Annotated in this window: 13 protein-coding genes; 1 reads left to right on the top strand and 12 read right to left on the bottom strand. The window is 69.8% G+C overall.

All coding sequences use genetic code 11. The annotated features are described in order from the left end of the window. Positions 1–26: 26 nt before the first annotated feature. The 12 genes from BN2660_RS05245 to BN2660_RS05190 all read right to left on the bottom strand — a co-directional run bounded on the left by BN2660_RS05245 (position 27) and on the right by BN2660_RS05190 (position 14,922). Positions 27–2,087: a hypothetical protein gene (locus tag BN2660_RS05245; RefSeq protein ID WP_091228177.1), complete on the bottom strand. Its 2,061-nt coding sequence runs from the start codon at positions 2,085–2,087 to the stop codon at positions 27–29. Position 2,088: 1 nt separating this feature from the next. After that, positions 2,089–3,105 (bottom strand): glycoside hydrolase family 130 protein, encoded by a 1,017-nt coding sequence (locus BN2660_RS05240; protein ID WP_091228175.1) that lies wholly within the window; start codon positions 3,103–3,105, stop codon positions 2,089–2,091. Between the two features lie 14 nt (positions 3,106–3,119). Further along, entirely contained in the window at positions 3,120–3,962 is an 843-nt protein-coding gene (locus BN2660_RS05235) for a carbohydrate ABC transporter permease (protein ID WP_091228864.1), read from the bottom strand. After that, positions 3,962–4,927 (bottom strand): carbohydrate ABC transporter permease, encoded by a 966-nt coding sequence (locus BN2660_RS05230; protein WP_255305038.1) that lies wholly within the window; start codon positions 4,925–4,927, stop codon positions 3,962–3,964. The genes BN2660_RS05235 and BN2660_RS05230 overlap by 1 nt, the downstream gene beginning before the upstream one ends. Positions 4,928–4,937: 10 nt before the next feature. Then, positions 4,938–6,203: an extracellular solute-binding protein gene (locus BN2660_RS05225; protein ID WP_091228173.1), complete on the bottom strand. Its 1,266-nt coding sequence runs from the start codon at positions 6,201–6,203 to the stop codon at positions 4,938–4,940. 37 nt (positions 6,204–6,240) lie between these two features. Next, positions 6,241–7,263 (bottom strand): LacI family DNA-binding transcriptional regulator, encoded by a 1,023-nt coding sequence (locus BN2660_RS05220; RefSeq protein WP_091228171.1) that lies wholly within the window; start codon positions 7,261–7,263, stop codon positions 6,241–6,243. A gap of 467 nt (positions 7,264–7,730) precedes the next feature. Then, positions 7,731–8,816 (bottom strand): hypothetical protein, encoded by a 1,086-nt coding sequence (locus BN2660_RS05215; protein ID WP_091228169.1) that lies wholly within the window; start codon positions 8,814–8,816, stop codon positions 7,731–7,733. Then, a complete protein-coding gene (locus BN2660_RS05210; RefSeq protein WP_091228167.1) occupies positions 8,813–9,607 on the bottom strand; it encodes a signal peptidase I in 795 nt (264 codons plus the stop codon). Before BN2660_RS05210 ends, BN2660_RS05215 begins: the two co-directional genes overlap by 4 nt. Before the next feature lie 74 nt (positions 9,608–9,681). Further along, positions 9,682–10,416: a SipW-dependent-type signal peptide-containing protein gene (locus BN2660_RS05205; protein ID WP_091228165.1), complete on the bottom strand. Its 735-nt coding sequence runs from the start codon at positions 10,414–10,416 to the stop codon at positions 9,682–9,684. A gap of 110 nt (positions 10,417–10,526) precedes the next feature. After that, a complete protein-coding gene (locus BN2660_RS05200; protein WP_091228162.1) occupies positions 10,527–11,441 on the bottom strand; it encodes a hypothetical protein in 915 nt (304 codons plus the stop codon). Continuing rightward, positions 11,438–12,088, bottom strand: a complete 651-nt coding sequence (locus tag BN2660_RS05195; protein WP_091228160.1) for a hypothetical protein — start codon at positions 12,086–12,088, stop codon at positions 11,438–11,440. The genes BN2660_RS05200 and BN2660_RS05195 overlap by 4 nt, the downstream gene beginning before the upstream one ends. Beyond that, the gene (locus BN2660_RS05190; RefSeq protein WP_141651242.1) at positions 12,085–14,922 is read right to left on the bottom strand and encodes a hypothetical protein; all 2,838 of its coding nucleotides are present in this window, start codon (positions 14,920–14,922) and stop codon (positions 12,085–12,087) included. The genes BN2660_RS05195 and BN2660_RS05190 overlap by 4 nt, the downstream gene beginning before the upstream one ends. 457 nt (positions 14,923–15,379) lie before the next feature. Here BN2660_RS05190 and BN2660_RS05185 point away from each other — a divergent pair, with 457 nt between their 5' ends. Continuing rightward, complete coding sequence (locus BN2660_RS05185; RefSeq protein WP_141651241.1) at positions 15,380–17,971, top strand: helix-turn-helix transcriptional regulator; 2,592 nt, start codon at positions 15,380–15,382, stop codon at positions 17,969–17,971. The last annotated feature ends 54 nt before the right edge of the window (positions 17,972–18,025 follow it).

Here is an 18,025-nt window from a genome sequence, read left to right as displayed (position 1 = left end):
CCCCGCCCGCAGGGCGACCGCCTACATCATCCGCGGGTGATGGTGAACCCGCCCGCGCGCACCCGGACCTTCCCGCCGCCGACCGCCTGACCGCGCTGAGAGCCGTCGGCCTCGTACGCGCGCCCCGCACCGGGCGCGAGCGTCGGGACCCGCTGATCCCTCGTCGTGCCGTTCGCGTAGAGCACCGCCGCCCCGGTCGTGGTCGCGTACGTCGCCGTGGACACGGCGGGCTGGATCACCAGCGCGTCGAGCCGGACATCGCCGCGGCTCGTGCAGCGCACGACGACCTCGTCCGCAGGCAGATCTCCGCCCAGAAGCTGCGGCACGAGCATGCCGTCGGCTTCGGTGAGGCCGCGGTCGCCGGTGCCACCCGCAGGCGTCGTCGACGACCACAGTCGCCGTCGGCCGCGGAACACCTCCCACACCGCATCGCCGACGTTCGCCGCCTGCCGCCAGACCAGGCCGTGAAGGATGCCGCCCGCCTCGGTCACGTCGAACTCGACGGTCTCGCCGCGAGGCACCCTCACGTACGCGCCGCCGGAGAGATTGCCCTCGCCCGTCCACGCACCGGTCGCGGGGCGCACGATCGTGCAGCCCGCGGAGAGCCGGGCATTCTCTGCGTCGACCACCCGCAGCCCGGAGAACGAGGTCAACCCCGTGATCGACGTCGCGATCTTCGCGATGTCGGCGTTGGCGTCGAGCAGCAGCATCGTCAGCAGCCCGTGGATCGTCGACTCCGCGCCGGAGTTGCGGTTGACCCGTCCGTCGGTCTCGACGCCGTCGAATGTGACGCCGGTCGTCGGGTCGTAGACGGGGACTCCGGCGGTATTCGCCCCGAAGAACCACCCGGCGGCGAGTCCGGCGAGCACACGCAGTCCCTCGCCGGCGACGGCGGCCGCGGCAACGGCTCCCGCGACGCGCCCGTGGGCGCCGTATGCGATCTGCGCCTCCGCGGGCAGTGGCGCCCAGGCGTTGTGCGGTCCGCCGGAGGCGAGCACCAGCGGCGTGAACGACCCGGCATCCGCGATCGACGCCCTGATCCAGTCGCGCCGTCCCCGCAGCGCACCGCCTCGAGCGAGCGCCTCGGGAGCCGCCGCGCCCCAGGCGTGCCAGAAGCCGAGAGATCCGGTCCACGGCAGCACTGCGCCGAACGGCCAGCCCGCGGCGGGGTCGGTCGCCATGGCGGCGACACCCTCGCCGTACGTGTCGAGCGCCTGCCGACTGCGCGCGTCGCCGACCTCGGCCGCGGCGGCGAGTCCGAGCATGGCCTCGGACGTGGCATCCGCCCCTCCGGCGATGAGCCACGCGGGCAGCCGTCGCCCGTCGCTTCGCACCCACTGGCCCGCTCGCGAGAGGGACTCCCGCCCGAGCGCGTCCAGCGCGAGGTGGAGCCGCGACAGCAGGAACGCCGCGAAATCGGCGTCTTCAGAGAGGAACGCCGCGTACCCCTCGCCGAAAGCCCACACCGTGCGGGCGAGCCAGTACGATTCCGCGGAGTCGGACGGATCGGGCAGCTCGACCGGGATCGCGCTCGGGTTCAGCGTGCCGTCCTCCTGCTGCCAGAGCACGACCCGGCCCGCGTTCGCTCCGGTGGCCGTCTGCAGGAACGCGAGCGATCGCAGCACCTGCCGCGCCTCGTCGCGGCTTCGGGGGTCGCCGGACGCCTTCCAGTCCCGGAGGAAGACGACGGCCGCGCGGGCGATGTCGTCGGCGTTGTACGCGCCCTGCGTCCAGTACCCGGTCACGGCATCGCGCGTGCCGCCGCCTACCGGCCGGTAGCCGCCGGCGCCGTCGGTGTCGGCGTAGGTCCACGGTGCGAGCACGATCGGCTCGGCGTCGATCGCGTATGTCGTGTGGGTGGCCGACGCGACCACCGGCACGTCGGCGAGGAGGAACCGCAGGTGCCCGAGGTTCGTCAGCCGACGGCCGCCCTCCGCCTCGGTCGGCAGCGATGCAGGCAGCGATCCCGGCAGCGGGAGCGGGCGAGCGGATGCCGTCGCGTGGCCGGTGGCGGCATCCGTCGGCAGCAGTGCGAGCGCAGAGCTGGCTGCCGCGGCGGTGAGGAAGGTGCGACGCGAGATGGCCATGTCACGACTCCTCGGATGCGGTCGAACCCGCCGCTCCGGTCGGACCCGGGTCGCGCAGGGCCCGCCCCCACGGCTGCGAAGGGTCGTGGATCGCGACGGCCAGCGTCGTGTCGGACTGCCCGTAGTAGGCGAACCACTTCCCCTCGAACTTCACCAGTCCCTCCACGAACGTGACGTTCGACACCAGGCCGTGCAGGTCCTCGAACGTCTGCGGTCGCAGCCACGGCTCCTGCAGCCGGGCGATGACCTTCGTCGGCTCGTCCGGGTCGATCGCGATCTGCCCGCAGCGGTAGTCGACGTCGACCGTGCCGTCGTCGTGCACGGTCCGAGTCGCGCCGTTCGTCAGCATCACGAGCAGTCCGTTGTCGGTGACGACCGGCGACGTGCCGATCTCGACGAGCGCCTCGTCCCAGGTGCCGGGCGTCGGCGAGTACATGGGCTCGGTGTCGGCGGTGCCGGGTGTCCAATGGATGAGGTCGTCGCTGGTCGCCCAGTAGATGCCGCCCTCGCCGAAATACATCCACCACTTCCCGTGCATCCGCTGCGGCACGATCACACCGGCCTTCGACCAGTTGAAGCCCCGAGGATCCATGGTCTTGAAGGTGTCGAAGTCGTCGAACAGCGGGCCGTGCTTGGTCCACGTGTGCAGATCGGGGGAGGTCGCCAGGCAGAGCTGCGCGCTGCGTCGGTCCCAGCCGGTGTAGGTCAGGTAGTAGGTCCCGTCGATGAGCGCGATGCGCGGATCCTCGCATCCGTAGCGCTCGTAGTCCTCGGACGGCGACAGGATGGGCGCGTCTTCGCGCTCGAAGGTCACGCCGTCGCGAGACCGGGCGAGGCCGATGTGCGACACGATGTCGTCGGCGTGCGCGCGGTAGAGCAGCACGACCTCGTCGCCGTCGACGAGCGCGGCCGGGTTGTAGAGGTTCGCCGACTCCCAGCTGTCGCCCTTGGGGCGCAGGATCGGGTTGCCCTCGTAGGGGGTGAACGGACCGAGGGGGAAGGATGCTCCGGTGAACATGGATGCCTTTCTGGCTAGCCTTTGACGGCTGCGCCGAGGTCGGTGGCGGTGAAGAAGCGCTGGAAGACGATGAACAGGATCACGACGGGGAACGCCAGCGCGGTGGCGCCGGCGAGGATCGCGCCGTTCGGGTTGGCCGTGGACTGCGCGACGTTCGAGATGTAGTTGGCGAGCGATACGGCGAGCGGCTGCAGCGTCGCATCCTTCGTGATGAGGAAAGGCCAGAGGAACTCGTTCCACGGCCCGATGAATGTCACGAGCACGACCGTCACGAGCACCGGCTTGATCAACGGGATCGCGACCGACGTGAGCAGGCGGATCTCGCCGGCACCGTCGATGCGCGCGGCCTCGAAGATCTCCACCGGGAGCGCTTTGAAGAACTGCACGAAGATGAACACCGCGGTGGTGTTGATGAGGAACGGCAGGATCATGCCCAGATACGAGTCGCCGAGGCCGTAGTTGCGCGTGATCTGCACGTACAGCGGGATCATCAGCAGCTGGAAAGGCACCATCTGCACGAGCAGCATCAGCACCCAGACGACACCGCGACCACGGAAGTCGAGTCGTGCGATCGCATACCCCGCGAGGAGTCCGAACACGACCGTGCCGAGCAGCACGCCGGCGGTGAAGATCAGCGAGTTGAGAAGCGAGCCGGCCAGATCGATGCGCGAGTCGATGGCGACGAAGTTGTCGACCGTCCAGCCACTGGTCGGGAAGAGCTCGCTCGGAGAGTTCGTCGGGCTCTCCTGGAACGCCCCGACGAGCATGAAGTAGAACGGGAAGGCGAAGCCGACGGCTGCGACCGTGAGCAGGATGAGGCTCAGGATGCGGATGGGCGAACGTCTGCGGCGGGTCATCATCGCTCCCTCGTGGCGCGGTTGGCGGCGAGCGACAGCATCCCGACGAGGATCACGAGGATCATGCCGATCGCGGCCGCGGTGTCGGGGTTCTGCTGCTGGATGCCCAGCTGGTAGATGAGCAGCACGGGTGTCGACGAGGCGCCGTCGGGGCCGCCGCCGTTCGTGAGCAGGTACGGCTCGGTGAAGAGGTTCGCGCCGGTGATGATCGACAGGATGAGCACGAGCGTGGTGGCGCTGCGCACACCCGGGACCGTGACGTTCCAGAAGCGAGAGAACGCCCCGGCACCGTCGGTCTCGGCCGACTCGTAGAGCTCCTTCGGCACATTCTGCAGAGCCGCGAGATAGAGCAGGATGTAGAACCCCAGCTGCTTCCAGGTGACGTACAGCGCGATCATCGGCATCGCCAGCCCGCTGTTCACGAGCCACGACGGGTCGGGGGCGAGCGGCCCGAGGATCGTGTTGATCAGCCCATTGCCCGAGAACAGCAGCATCCACACGCCGACGAGCGAGACGCTCGCCGTGAGGTACGGCACGTAGAACGCCACGCGATAGGCGGCGACCCAGCGGATGCCGGTGTTGAGCGCCGCAGCGAGCACCAGTGCCAGGACCGCCGTGAGGGGCACGTTGATGACGAGGAAGACCAGCGTGTTGCGGAACGATCCGAGCACCCTCGGGTCTGTGAGCACCGTGACGAAGTTGTCGAACCCGACGAACGGGCGCTCGACCACGGCTCCCGGTGCCGTGAAGAAGTAGTCGTGGAAGGCGATGTAGACCGCGAATCCGAGCGGGAACGCGAAGATGGCCAGCACGAACACGAGGTACGGCAGCGCGAAGAGCCCGCCGATGGGCTGCGCACCCAGGATGCGGGTGCGCAGCCGTGATCCCGGTGACCGGGCCGGGGGCGGGGTGGGGGCGTGTGAGCCCCCGGCCACGTCCGCGACCGCGTCGTCTCGGAGCGTCATGATCGGCTCATCACTCGGCGACGAGCTCGTCGATCTTCGTGGTCGCGTTCTTCAGGAAGTCGTCGATCGACTCCTTGCCGAAGATCACCGCGGAGGAGTATTCGTCACGGAACGCCTGCCACGCCTCGACGGAGTTGGGGATGCTGGGCACGTCGGCCGTCGCCTCCGCCTGCTCCGCGAACGCCACGTAGTTCGGGTTGGCTTCGAAGTAGTCGGCGTAGGTCTCGGTGAGGTCGGTGCGCATCGGCATCTGCCCGGTCTCCTCGAGCAGCCGCCCGTCGCTCTCCTCGCTCGTCGAGAACTGCAGGAACTCCCATGCCGTGCCCTGGTTCTCGCAGGCGGTGAACATCGAGACGCTCTTGGAGTCGGCGAAGGTCGTCGGGTTCTCGCGCCCGTCGCTCGTCGGCACCGGCATGAAGCCGACGTCGACCGTCTCGGCGTACGAGGGGATCGCCCACGGTCCCGCGAGCTGCATGGCGGTGGTGCCGGCCGACATCGCGTCGTCGGTCGACGCCTCGTTCGGCGAGAGCTTCTCGTCGTAGAAGGTCTTCCAGAACTCCGCGACGGTGCGACCGGCATCCGAGTCGACCGTCGCCGCCGCGTCCTCGACGAGCATCGTGCCGTCGGTCTCGGCGAGGTACAGCGGGTAGAAGTCGAACCACGGCTGGTAGAACTCGCTGGTGGGCGCCGGCCAGATCGCGCTCTGCACGCCCGACTCGACGATCTTGCGCGACCCCTCGAGGAAGGCGTCGTGAGTGTTCATCTGCGGGTCCTCGGGGTCGATGCCCGCCGCCTGGAACAGCGCCTTGTTGTACATCACCATCACGGGGTTCGACTTCCACGGCAGCTGGTAGAAGCTGCCGTCGGTCGCGTACGAGTCGACGTCGCCGCCGCGCTCGGTGATGTAGTCGCTGCCGCCGTCGAGTGAGCTGAGGTCGACGAGCCCGCCCTGCTTCACCCAGCCGGAGACCGCCGCGGGCGCCACGTTGTACACGAGGCACGGGGCCGTGCCCGCGGTGATCGCGGCGGTGATCGCCTCCTCCGACGACGAGCCCGCGGGGATCTCCTGCGCGGTGACCTTCTCGTCGGGGTGCTCCGCGTTCCACGCCTCGACGACGGCCTCACCCCACGCGACCTCCTGCTCGTTGTTCGACAGCCAGATCTTGATCGGGCCGGTGGCGTCCGACGAGCCCCCTCCACCTCCTCCTCCGGCCGAGCATCCGGTGGCGACGAGCGCAACCGCTCCGACGAGTGCTGCTGCACGGATCTTCTTCATGGTGTCCTCCTTGACGCGATGGGTTCGGGTGGTGCTGTCAGTCGGCGGTGCTCTCGGGGCTCGTGCTCTCGGGGCTCGTGCTCTCACGGAAGTGCACGACGTTGCAGTCGACGACCTCGGTCCGGGGCTCGGCCCCGAGGATGTCGGCCTGCAGCAGTCGGGCGGCTGCGCGGCCTCGCGCGGCCGGTCCCGAGGAGACGCTGGTGAGAGCGGGGGAGAGGTGGGCGGAGAGATGGTCGTCGTCGAATCCGGCGATCGCCAGGTCACGGGGGATGCTGAGCCCGTGCGAGCGTGCGTACGAGAGACCGGCGATCGCCATGGTGTCGTTCGCGTACAGGATGGCCGTCGGCCGCTCGGGCAGCGCGAGGAGTTCGGCCGTGCGCTCGCGCCCGCTCGACGCGGTGAAGTCGCCTTCGCGGAGCAGCGCATCCGATCCTGAGGCATCGACGTACGCCGACGCGCGAGCGCGGGAGTGCACGTAGTCCAGCGGGCCGGACACATGGGCGATGCGTTCATGGCCGCGGGCCCTGAGGTGCGCGACGAGCTCGCGGATCGGCGCCGCGTCATCGGTGCGCACGCACGAGAACCTGGTCGGCTGCTCGTACGCGCCGACGAGGACCGTGGGGATTCCGAGCTCCTCGAGCAGCGGCACCCGCCAGTCGTGATCACGGAGGTCGAGCAGCACGGCGCCGTCGGCGCGGCCGTGACCGAGTGCCCGGTAGGCGCGTTCTTCGGCGGCGCGGTCGGGCACGACCTGAAGCAGCAGCGCGGTCTCCGTCTCGGCGAGCACCGACTCGACGCCGGCGATGAAGGCGGGGAAGAACGAGTCGTTGGCGATGACCTCGGGGTCGCGCGCGAGCACCACGGCGATCGCGTTGGCCCGCTGCGTCGCGAGTGCACGGGCGCTCGGGCTCGGCACCCAGTTGAGCTTCTGAGCCGCAGCGAGGACCTTGGCCCGCGTGTCCTCCGAGATGGGACGCTTGCCGCTCATCGCGTGCGAGACGGTGGCCTTGGTGACGCCGGCCTCGCGGGCGACGTCGGCGATCGTCGTGCGGCTCATGCCACCTCCTCGTGGTGTTCGGCAGTGCGCGCCGTCTTCACCGAACGGATCGATGAACCGGTTTGATGACTTCGAATGCTGCGAGTGTAAACCGGTTTGACGGGGAGGGTCAAGGGTGATTCGTGTCGCCCGTCCGGCATCCGTTGTCCACGGCCGGCATCCTCTGTCCACGGCCGGCCCGTTATGCACACGATGCCCCGATCTGCACACCGGAGGGCCGAGATCGTGTGCGAAACGGGGCATCGTGTGCAGAACGGAGCAAGGGGTGAACGCCGCCACACCATCCGGGGAGGAAGAGGGGACGAATCGGGGAAAACGACTCGGTGGCGGCGTTCGCGCGGATGACCCGCGTGTTCGAATGGGTGATCGAACAGGTCCACCGTCTCGCGACGTACCGGCCCGAACCGGCGGAATCGAGCGATCTGCACGCTCACCCCGCTGATCTTCCGTGCCGATCCGCGCCCTCCTCAGTGGTGCGAGGCGTCCCCTGCAGTAGTCCCGTCATCGTCCGCTCCGGCATCAGGGCGCGGCACCCCGAGGTGAAGTCGGGCGCAGGGCTGGCACACCCGATACCGACCGACGCCGTGCTCCCGCAGGTCGACCCAGGATTCGTCCCTGCCGAGCATCCGCGAGCAGTCGTCGCACCGTCGGCGGGGGCGGGCGAAGAGCAGCAGGCCGAGGAGCAGCAGCAGGGCCGCGGCGATCCCGAAGGGGAGGAGGGGCCCCGCACCCGTCGCCGCGAGCCGCTGCGGCTGCGCGTCGGCGTCACCCGACAGGGTCGCGACGACGTCGAAGGCCAGCTCGGTCGATGGGCTGCCCTCGTTGCGCTGCGAGGTGGTCGCGGCCGGAAGCTCGAACCCGATCTCCACCGCCACGGTGTCTCCCTCCGCGACCCGCACCTGTGCGATCTCCACCTGTCCGGTCCGCCCCTGACCGGTCCCCACCGTGTCGGCGGATCGCTCCAGGAGCTCGGAGTAGGGCTGGCGTCCTTCGACGCCGCCCACGTTCCAGAACAGTTCGACGTCGTCGCCGAGTCCGGGGTTCCTCGTGTCGTCCGCGACGATCTCGTCCAGCCGCAGCGAGACGGTCAGACCCGCCGTCGCAGGGCCGTCGTTCGTCAGCAGAAGGGTTCGGCGCGTGCTGTCGCCCGGTGTCGCGACGCGGTCGCCGACGAACGACGACTCGGCCGTCGAGTACCCCCGGCCCGACCAGTCCAGATGGGTCGCCGGACCATCCCACTCGGCGTGGGCGACGGCATCCCACGACGCCGTGCGACCATCGGATGCCGGTGTCGATGCCCCGCCGCGGGGGGCCGCGGCAGGGCCGACGGGCGGCTCGGCCGGTGCGATGGCGGTGGGATGACCGCTCGGGATCGCCGGCAGCACGCCCGCGGCCGACAGCACCCCCGCGAGCGTGAGCAGGATGACGAGAGCGAGGATCCCGGCGAGGTACGACGACCGGCGGTTGCGACGGCGCGCCTCCTGGAGGGCGCCATCGACATCGCGGGCTGCGCCGAACGCGGTCGCAGGGTAGGTGTAGAGGTCGTGCATCATCGGCTCTTCTCGTGTGTCGTCGCGCTCGACAGCACCCCGCGGAAGGAGTCGTCGTCGAACGGCAGCAGCCGGAGTCGCGCGAGGTGGAGTTCTTCCTCGCGGAGCGCGAGCTCGCGCTCTCTGAGGTCGAGTTCCCGGATCCGGAGGTCACCGGACGCGGATGCTGCGGCGGATACTGCGGCGGCGGGCGCTGACGCCGCAGCGACCCCGGCGGAGCCGGAGGTCATGAGCACGCGGGTCCGCGGCCGGCGGAAGGTCGTCCAGACGCCGTAGGCGAGAAGACCGGCACCGAGTGCGAGGCCCAGGACGATGATGTTCTCGGTGGCCCACTGACGCACCCAGCCGAGCGCCGGGAGGCTGTAGAGGAAGGCACCGCGGACCTGCTCGGGCGACACGGGTGGGTCCGCCGCTGAGTTGGCGTCGCCCCGGGTGATGAGCCGGCAGTCGGTGCCGTCGTCGAACGTGCCGACGGTCTTCCCGACGACGCGGTGGGTGATGAGCGTCGGGTCGCCGGGGTCCGGGAGGTAGGTGACGATGTCGCCGACGCCGATCTCGGCGCACACCGCGTCGGGGGCGACGCCGCGCACCGCGACGATGTCGCCCGGCTCGAGAACGGGTTCCATGGAACCCGTGAGCACGGTGAGGGAGGAGCCGCCGGTCACTCTCGGGATCACGAGGAGCGCGGCGATGAGCGCGAGAACGGTCACCGCGAGTGCGAGCGACACGGCCCGCCCGGCGATGCGCCAGGGCGACTCGTACCAGCTCTTCTGAATCGTGTCTGCAGTGCGCATGGGTACGTCTCGCCTCGAGGTCGTGATGAACGAAGGAGGCGCCCCGGTCGCGGGGCGCCTCCGGAGATGGGGGCTTAGAACTGCTCGCCGATGTCGCGAACCTGCTCGAGCTTGAGGTTCAGCCCGGACAGCGTGTCGGCGAGCGTGACGTCGGTGCGGTCGGTGACGTCCGACGAGAAGGCGCCGTAGACGACGACCGTCACGTCCTCCGTCGTCGCTGCCATCGAGAGCACGGTGGTGCCGTTCGCGTCCTCGAGGCCCGCGTTCTGGCCCGTCTGCGGCGCCGAGAGGTACAGCAGCGTCGCATCTGCCGTGACGGGCAGCGCGATCTCGGTCTGCACGAGAGCGCCGTCCTGGTACACCTCGTAGGTGTAGGTCATGCCGCTGATGTCGTACTCGTTCGCGGTCAGGCCGTCGAGTGAGAGACGACCGACGAGGTTGTCGCCCTCGAGGGTGACGTCGGCCGAGAACGAGGCCGCGACCTTGTCGCCGGGCACGATCCGCCAGGTCGACGCATCCGTCGGGGTGAGGGCGTGGCCGAGCTGCGATCCGTCGGTCCCGGTGACGGTGGCGGTCGCGTCGTCACGGTCGGCGGAGACGTCCCAGAAGGTCGTGTCCGCGGTCTGCACGACGTCGAGGTCGCCGGCCGTGATCTGGCCGCCGGTGAAGCCGTCGGTCGCCGTCCACAGCGCGAACGTCGAACCGCCCGCGAGCAGTGCGGCGGCGCCGCCGGCGACGAGCAGCAGTGCGCCGCGGCGCTTCTTCTTCTCTTCGGTCACGACGATGATCTGAGGGTTTTCGGTGTTCATGTGGGTGCTCCTTCTTGATGGTGGTCGGGTGGTGCGCGCCGGCGCTCTCGGGGCGTCCGGGGCGGTCTGGCGGGTCGGGAGGGTCGGGTGGGTCCAGGTGGGGCTGAGCGCTATCGCGTGGCGTGATCGCCCGGAGGGACGGCGGGGTTCGCGTTCGTGACACGGGGGTCGATGCGCACGACGAGGTCGGGTTCCCCTGACGGGTCCGGGCGGACCGTTCCGCTCCACGACGAGTCATCGCGCGACAGGGTGCCGTCGTCGCCGGTACCCTCCGCCCACGCCGTGTGGTCGTAGACGCCGATCGCATCCAGCGAGGCAGGGAACGCGACGGCGGCGTACCAGGAGTCGACGTCGCGGTTCTCGCTCCCGTCGTCGCCGATCCCCGCAGCGCTCGCCTCGGAGATGTACAGGCCGTCGGCCCGATGGTTCCAGAGCATCGCGACGCACCAGACCTGGGTGATCTCGGCCCCGGCGGGATTCGCCGAGGGCGCCTGCAGCGTCCGATCGGATGCCTCGATCAGGTGCACGTTCGCGGATGCCGCGCCATCGAGGTCTGCGGGCGCATCGGGGATCGCCGAGCAGTCGTCGCCGAGACCGGCCGGATAGATGCGCAGCGTCGAATCCGCCAGCAGCGTGCCGGCTTCGGCCACGCCGTCGTCGAGTTCGGCCCAGCGTCCGTCACGCCAGACCTGCGGCCCGAGCGCGATGTCGTAGTCGAGTCCTGCGATGCCGAGCGCGGCTCCGGCAACCTCGAAGCGCCAGATCGCGGGATCGGAGCGCAGGCCGCCGTCGTCGAGAACCCTCGCGATCTCCGAGCCCGGCACGCGGATCTCGACCGGCTCCCCGGATTCCGACTGCACCCGCTGGGAATCGGCGGCGGCTCCGAAGGAGACGGCTCCGGTGCGCAGCTCGGGCACCATGAGTGCGTCGTTGGTGGTCCAGAGCGCGTTCGCGGTCGAGACCAGGCCGAAGGTCATGACGCCCGCGACCGCGGCGGTGAGCGACAGAGTCCTGCGCAGTCTCATGCTCCCGCTCCGTCGCCGCGCACCTGGTCGAGGCGCACGATGAGATCGCCCGCAGCCCAGATCCCCGATGCGCTGTGCACGTCGCCGAGCGTCCAGACGTAGTCGCCGTGCACCTCGACGGTGATGATCACGGACCATCGGTCGACCTCGCCCTCGGTGGTGCCGACGAGGCCGGGCACGCCCATCGGGTGTCCGTCGGCAGAACCGGTCGCGACCGTCTGGCCGTCGGCGTCCTCCACCCGGACTCTCACGGCGATCTCGCCGGCGTCCTCCTGCGCCTCCACCGCGAGAGGATCCGCGAACGCGACGCTCAGTGCGCCCGTCAGGTTCTCGCCGCGCAGGTACGTCTCGAGCGGCTGAACGATCTCGATGACGTCGCCGGGCATCGTGAAGAAGTCGGTCGGCGTCTCGGTGAGGTTCCCCGACCTCGGCTCGGTCACGCCCGGGGTGATCTGCCGCCAGGACGCCTCCTCGGTGGTCATCGAGAGGTCGCCGGCCCGCCAGAGCGACCCGGCGAACGTGTCCTCCGACGACCACAGCGCGTAGGTGACGGCGCCGATCGCTGCGACCGTCAGCGCGGCGACACCGATCGCGCCGGCGATGAGCGGCATCCTGCGCGCGGAGGTCGTGGAATCGACGGCGTTCATCGGCCCTGCCCGTCGGCAGGGGCGTTCGAGACGATCGTTCCGCATGCGGCGACCTTCTCGCTCTCGCCGACCGCCAGCTGCGAGATCGAGCCGATCACACCGTCGGTGCCCAGGCGCAGGTCCGAGTCGGTGACGGCGATGTCGTGGAGGTTCGTGGTCCAGTCGTCGGCCGACCTGTTCGTCACGGTGAACACGAAGCACACCGCCTGCCCGTCGACCAGACGCGAACCCGTGAGCGCGGGGGTTCCCGTCTGCTCGATCGTCGCCGGTGTCGAGGCATCGGTCACCGAGACGTAGGCACGCTTCTCGATCTCGATCGTCGGGTCGGTGGCGAACAGGAACGCACTCACCGACGGCGCGACCAGTCCGTCGTACTGGGAGTCATCGGATGCGACGGTCGCCGTGATGGTGGTCTCGGTGTTCGCGACGACGTCTCCGTCGGCGGCCTTCACGATGACGGGCTCGGTCGACCGGCTGCCGGGGGCGATGACCGGGGAGGAGGTCGAGAGGCCGACTCCGTGTTCCGTCCCCACCGCGTCGATCTGCGAGGAGAAGCTCACGGGCGCGCTCGGCACGGGGGCGCCGGCGCGCAGCACGATCGTGTACCTCTTGCCCTTGTCGTCTCCCGTCACGAGGGTGAAGCGAGACGGCGTCACCTGCAGCGGGTTCACGAAGGTGATCCGGGGGTCCGCAGAGACGGCGGCAGCGGGGTTCGTGAGTCCCGCCGTCGACGTGACGCGCCCGGCGGCCAGGCTCGCCGAGACGGTCGCGGAGTCGTCGACTCGCGCGACCACGTCGAACTCGAGCCCGTTCTTCCCCGCGACCGGAGTGACGGCCGTGACCCGCGGGTCCAGACGCTCAGGGTCGAGGGTCTCCGCCGTCGCCGCAGCGGTGAGCTGGATGTCGTCGGCGGTGACGGTCGTCGGGTCGAGAGGCAGCGACGACGTGAGCACGTAATGCAGATCGCGAGCCATGGTGGGGTCGTTCTGGCCGGCGGCCTGGTCGAGGGCGATCGTCGGCCGGCAGTTGCCGGAGACCGCGACCGTGCGGCTGAACTGCGAGGACGTGAGCTGCGGGGCCGTCTCGACATGCGTCTGCATGCGCACGAAACCGGAGACATCGCCCGTGGTGGCGTTCACCGCCTGTGCCGAGCCGGGGACGACGGCGCCAGGGAGCGGCACGGGGCCTACGGGGAGCGAGAAGGCGACGGATGCCGACGAGGCGGTCACTCCGGTCACGCGCCCGAGGTGGATCTCGCCGGTCCGATCGGCCGTCCAGTAGATGTCGAGCGAGACGGGGCCGCTGGGGATGCTCTGCCCGGTGGTCGGCTTCTGCACGGTGAACTCCGCCGTGCAGGTCCCGCCCGTGAAGGGGGTGCGAGGCGTGGCGACGAGCGCGGTGCTCGACGGTGCAGCCACGACCGCCGCGTTCGCCGTCGGGTACCAGGTCGACACGGCGAGGTTCGAGGCCGCTCCGCTGTTGTCGACGAGGAGCGCCCCTCCGTCGGCGGTCTCCTCGGCGGTGGCCGGTCGGCCCTGAGAGCCGGAGCGGGTGCCGAAGGTGTTGCCGGAGACGGTGGTCAGTCCGCTGCGGGAGAGACGGATGCTCGACTCGTAGCCGTCGAAGTGGTTGTCGGTGATGCTGAGTCCGCTCGGCACCGTGCCGCTGCGGGTGAGGCCGTCCCAGCGGACCGCGATGGTCTGACCTGACGTCGCGCGCACGATGTCGTTGCGCGCGATCCGGTTGTCACCGCTGAGGGTTCCGGGCGGCAGCGTGATGAACGCGTTCTCGTCTCCCGCGCCGCTGCCGATGGAGTTCAGGAACTGGTTCCCCGAGATGTCGAGGTTCGACAGCGTCACGCCGGTCGTCGGGCTGTTCGAGAACTTGAAGGCCACCGCCGACGACAGGTTCTTCACGGTCGAGTCGGTGAAGGAGAAGCCGTCGAGCACGACGTTGGCGTCGCGCGGGAAGAAGGTCGTCAGGTTGGTCCGGCAGCCCGAACCGTCGGAGCCGGTGCAGGTGCCGCCCGATGTGTAGTTCACCTTGACGCGGGAGATGCTGATGTTCTTCATCGGAGCCGAGGTCGTGGCGTTGAAGAGGAAGAGCCCCGAGGTCTGCAGACCCTCGTGGTAGAACCCCTGCAGCTCGTAGTCGCTCACCGAGATGTCGCTGGCGCCCTGTCGGTAGACGACGAAGCGCTCCGGGTAGTAGTTCTCGCGCGTGACGGTCGAGCCGCCCACGAGGGAGACGCGCTTCGAGCGCTCGCTCATCACGATGGACGTGCCGCTGGAGAGGATGTCGGTGAAGTTCTTGAGCACGACATCCTGTCCGTCGATGTCGAATGCGGCCGCCTCCACCGCCTCGGACGTCGGCACGATCGAGACGCGGTTGTCGAGGTCGAGCGTCACCGGTGCCGTGATGCGATAGAAGGCACCCTGGTCCCACGTCGACACGGCATTCGTCTGCATCCAGTTGGCGTCGGAGCGGACCAGCACCGGTCTGATGGTTCCCGTGAGGCCGGCCCGCACGGTGATCACGACGTCGCCGGGGGCGCCCTGGAGGGCATTGGACTCCTCGAGGGCGGCGCGCAGCGTGCACGTTCCTTCTGCGGTCCTGCACACGCCGTCGCCGCGGTTCTGATCGATCCCCGAGAAGGCGAGACTGGTGATCTCCAGCTCGTGGTCCGGAGCCGAGACGGCGGGTGTCGCCACCGCGACGGCACCGGCGATCAGGGTCGCCGTCGCGATGATCGCCGCGGTCATCCGCAGCCGCCGCGCAGATGGACGCCGCAGCCGTCGTGCCCACCGTCGTCCGGATTCCAGGCGTTCGCTCACTGTTGCTGTCCTCCCAGGGGGTCTGCCGCAAGGCGCCCCGCGTGCCACTGATGTCGAGACCTCCGGGTGCCAGTCGGAACGAGCGGGTGCCCGGCGGTCGTACGAGAGCGTCTCCCTCCCCACGCCGCCGCGGTCGAGATCCTCTGCGTCTTCAGCAGTCGCCGATCCGCAGAGCAGTGGCGTCGCCGCATCCTGCGTAGGGGGAGGGCGGTGATGCGGGCTCGCCCGACGACACGCTTAAGTAGTCGCCTCCGGGTACTGTCCCCGGCCCGCCTCGCGGTGCGGTCGACCGCACTGCGCTACCTAACGTGCAGCGCAGGCTTCGTAGGGCACGCGATCCCCGGCCGCCGGGGCGTGCGCGTGGGGGAGGCTCTCCTCAGGGGCGGGGCCGGACGGCGTCACGACCATTCCGTCTGAACAGGGGCATCGGAGTGTACTTTTTGCGTAAGGCAAGTCAGTGAGAAAGCAGGACCTCATGGTGGTCGGTCGCGAACAGAGCCTCACCACCGCGGTCGGACTCGTCCAGGCGTCCGTGGGCATCGATGTCGTCGGGAGCCGGGGGTCCGGACGGAGTGCATTCCTCAGGGCGCTTCGCGCGCGTCTGGAGGAGGACGAGTGGACGGTCGTCTCGATCCGCGGGATCGCGTCGCTCAGGCAGCATCCGCTCGCCGCACTGCACATGGCCGGCATCGGGGCTCCCGCAGGACAACGCATGCCCGCGAATCTGCAGGAGACGGCGGATGCACTGCGGCACGCCGTGCGGCATCCGCGGTCCGTGCTCTTCCTGGACGACTGGGACGATCTGGACGAATCGTCCTGGGGCGTCGCAGAAGCGGTGCGCCGCGAGCTCGGTCTGCCCATCGTCCTGTCGCGGCTGCAGGGTCTGCGAGCCCGACATACGCCCAGCGGTCTGCCCGCCTCTACTCTCGAGCCCACCTACGTCATCGACATGACCCCGCTGGGCTTCGAGGAGATGGAATCCGCACTGGAGACCTATCTCGCCGCCCCCGTGGAAGCCCGCACCATGAGCCGCATCTTCGCGAAATCCGGCGGCAACATCGGGCTCGCGCTCAGCCTGGTCGATGCGACGACCCGAGAACAGCGCATGTCGCTGCGCGGCGGGGAGTGGACCGCGACCCGCGACCTGTGGAGCACGGGTCTGCGTGCCGTGCTCGAGGCCCATCTCGAGAGCCTCGACAACGCGACCCGCGACGCCCTCGAGATCATCGCGATCGTCGGCGTCGCCGACATCGACACCGTGAGCCAGCTGGTGGAATGGACGACTCTGGAACTGCTGGAGGAGCTGCGGATGATCACGTTCATCCCGAGCGGCGACCGTCAGCTCGTCGCCGTCATGCCGCCGCTGCTGGTCGAGTTCTTCCGCCACGAGCCTCTCACCGCCCGGCGTAGCCGACTCACGGAGCTCATCGTGAAGAGGCTGAGCACCCCGGAGTCGGTGTGGTCGGTGCTCTCCGAATCACGTCCCTCGACGAAGGCGCCCGTCGGACAGGACGCCCTGTTCGTGCGCCTGCTCCAGGAGCGCGCGCGAGCCCGGCGCCTCGTGACGGCGGCGGAGTGGGAGTCGAACCCCTCGGCCTCCAGCGCGGTCCGCTACATCCGAGCGCTCATGCACACCCACACTCCGATGGTGAAGGACGTCATCACCGGTGTGTTCGCGTCTCCGCAGGCCCGCCACGGCGATGACGCCAGCAGGGCCGAGTTCGCGACCCTCCACGCCGACTGGATCGCCTACGTCGAGAACGACCCGGCGCGCGCGATCACGAATCTGCAGGAGGAGGCCGCCCGTGTCGGCGCCTACGCCGGAATGCTCCGAGCGGCCGAGGTCCAGATCCTCGCGAACGTCGATACCGTGCCCGCGGACTTCAGCAGTCGTCTCGAGGTGACCGACGACCTTCCCTCCGCCGTCAGGCATGCGCTGCTGGAGACGCAGATGAGCGTGCTCGTCAGTGCGGGACGCTTCGCGGATGCGCAGCGCGTGTTCGGTCTTATCGAAGCATCGGAGGACGGCCAGCCCCGGCCCGCCGCGCGGGTGCTGCTCGGGATCGCGCTCTTCGGACAGGGCAGAGCCACAGAGGCCGTCGAGACCCTGCAGCGCGGTTTCGACGAGGCGCACGGGTACCTCGACATCGACGCCGTCCGTGCTTTCGGCACGGCCGCCGCGTTCTGCCACCTCGCCTCGGGCGACCACGCGGCCGTCGACGACCTCGTCGAGGTGATCTTCTCCGCCGGGGAGCCGTCTCCGCTCCCGCCGGGACTCCAGCTCTCGCTGCTCGCGATCGCCGCGGTGGTCGCGATCCGGCGCGGACAGATCGCAGCCGGCGAACGGCTCGCGGGGGAGCTCGAGCAGCTCGGCGCCGTGGACGGCCCCCTGCCCGGACAGAGCAGCGCTGTGGCTCGGGTGCAGCTGCTGGCGTTCGACGGACGCACTTCGCAGGCCGCGGACCTGCTCGCCGAGTCCGGTGAGGGTCTCTGGAGGCGAGGGGCGCGCGTGTCGGGGCTGTCCGCCCTGCTCTCCGCTGTGGAGTTGGACCCCACCCCCGAGCGGCTCGGAGTCGCGCTCCGCCACGCAGAGGAGGTGCCAGAAGCCGCGGGCCTGGCCGCCCACGCTGCGTATGTGACGGCCCTCGTCGCGCACGACGCCGCGGCGATGATCGCGGCAGCGGCCGAGCTGGACGCTAGGGGCCTGACGGGGATGGCGCTGTCGGCGTGCCGGTTCGCCCGTGCCTGGTTCACCGAGGTCGGCGACGCCTCCGGCATCCGCCGTGCCGAGGACGAGGAGGCGAGGATCCGCGCCGCCCACCCCGGGCGGAGCTTCGATCTCGCTCGTTTCGGCGCGACGGCGATCACTCTGACCGAACGGGAGAAAGAGGTCGGTCGGCTCGCGGCAGACGGCCTCACCAACGCCGAGATCGCGACCCGCCTCGTGCTGAGCGTGCGAACCGTGGAGAGTCATATGCACCGCCTCATGCGCAAGCTCGACCTCTCGAACCGGCGGGCCCTGCGCCGTCACCTCGAGCTGCTGAGCTAGCGGCTGGGGGCTCGAGCGTCCGCTCTGTCGCCGCCCGTCGTGTGCAGAACGGGG

The organism is Microbacterium sp. 3J1, assembly GCF_001049495.1.
Taxonomy (GTDB): Bacteria; Actinomycetota; Actinomycetes; order Actinomycetales; family Microbacteriaceae; genus Microbacterium.
Note: the sequence above shows the minus strand (reverse complement) of the source record. Positions and strands in the feature narration are given on the sequence as shown.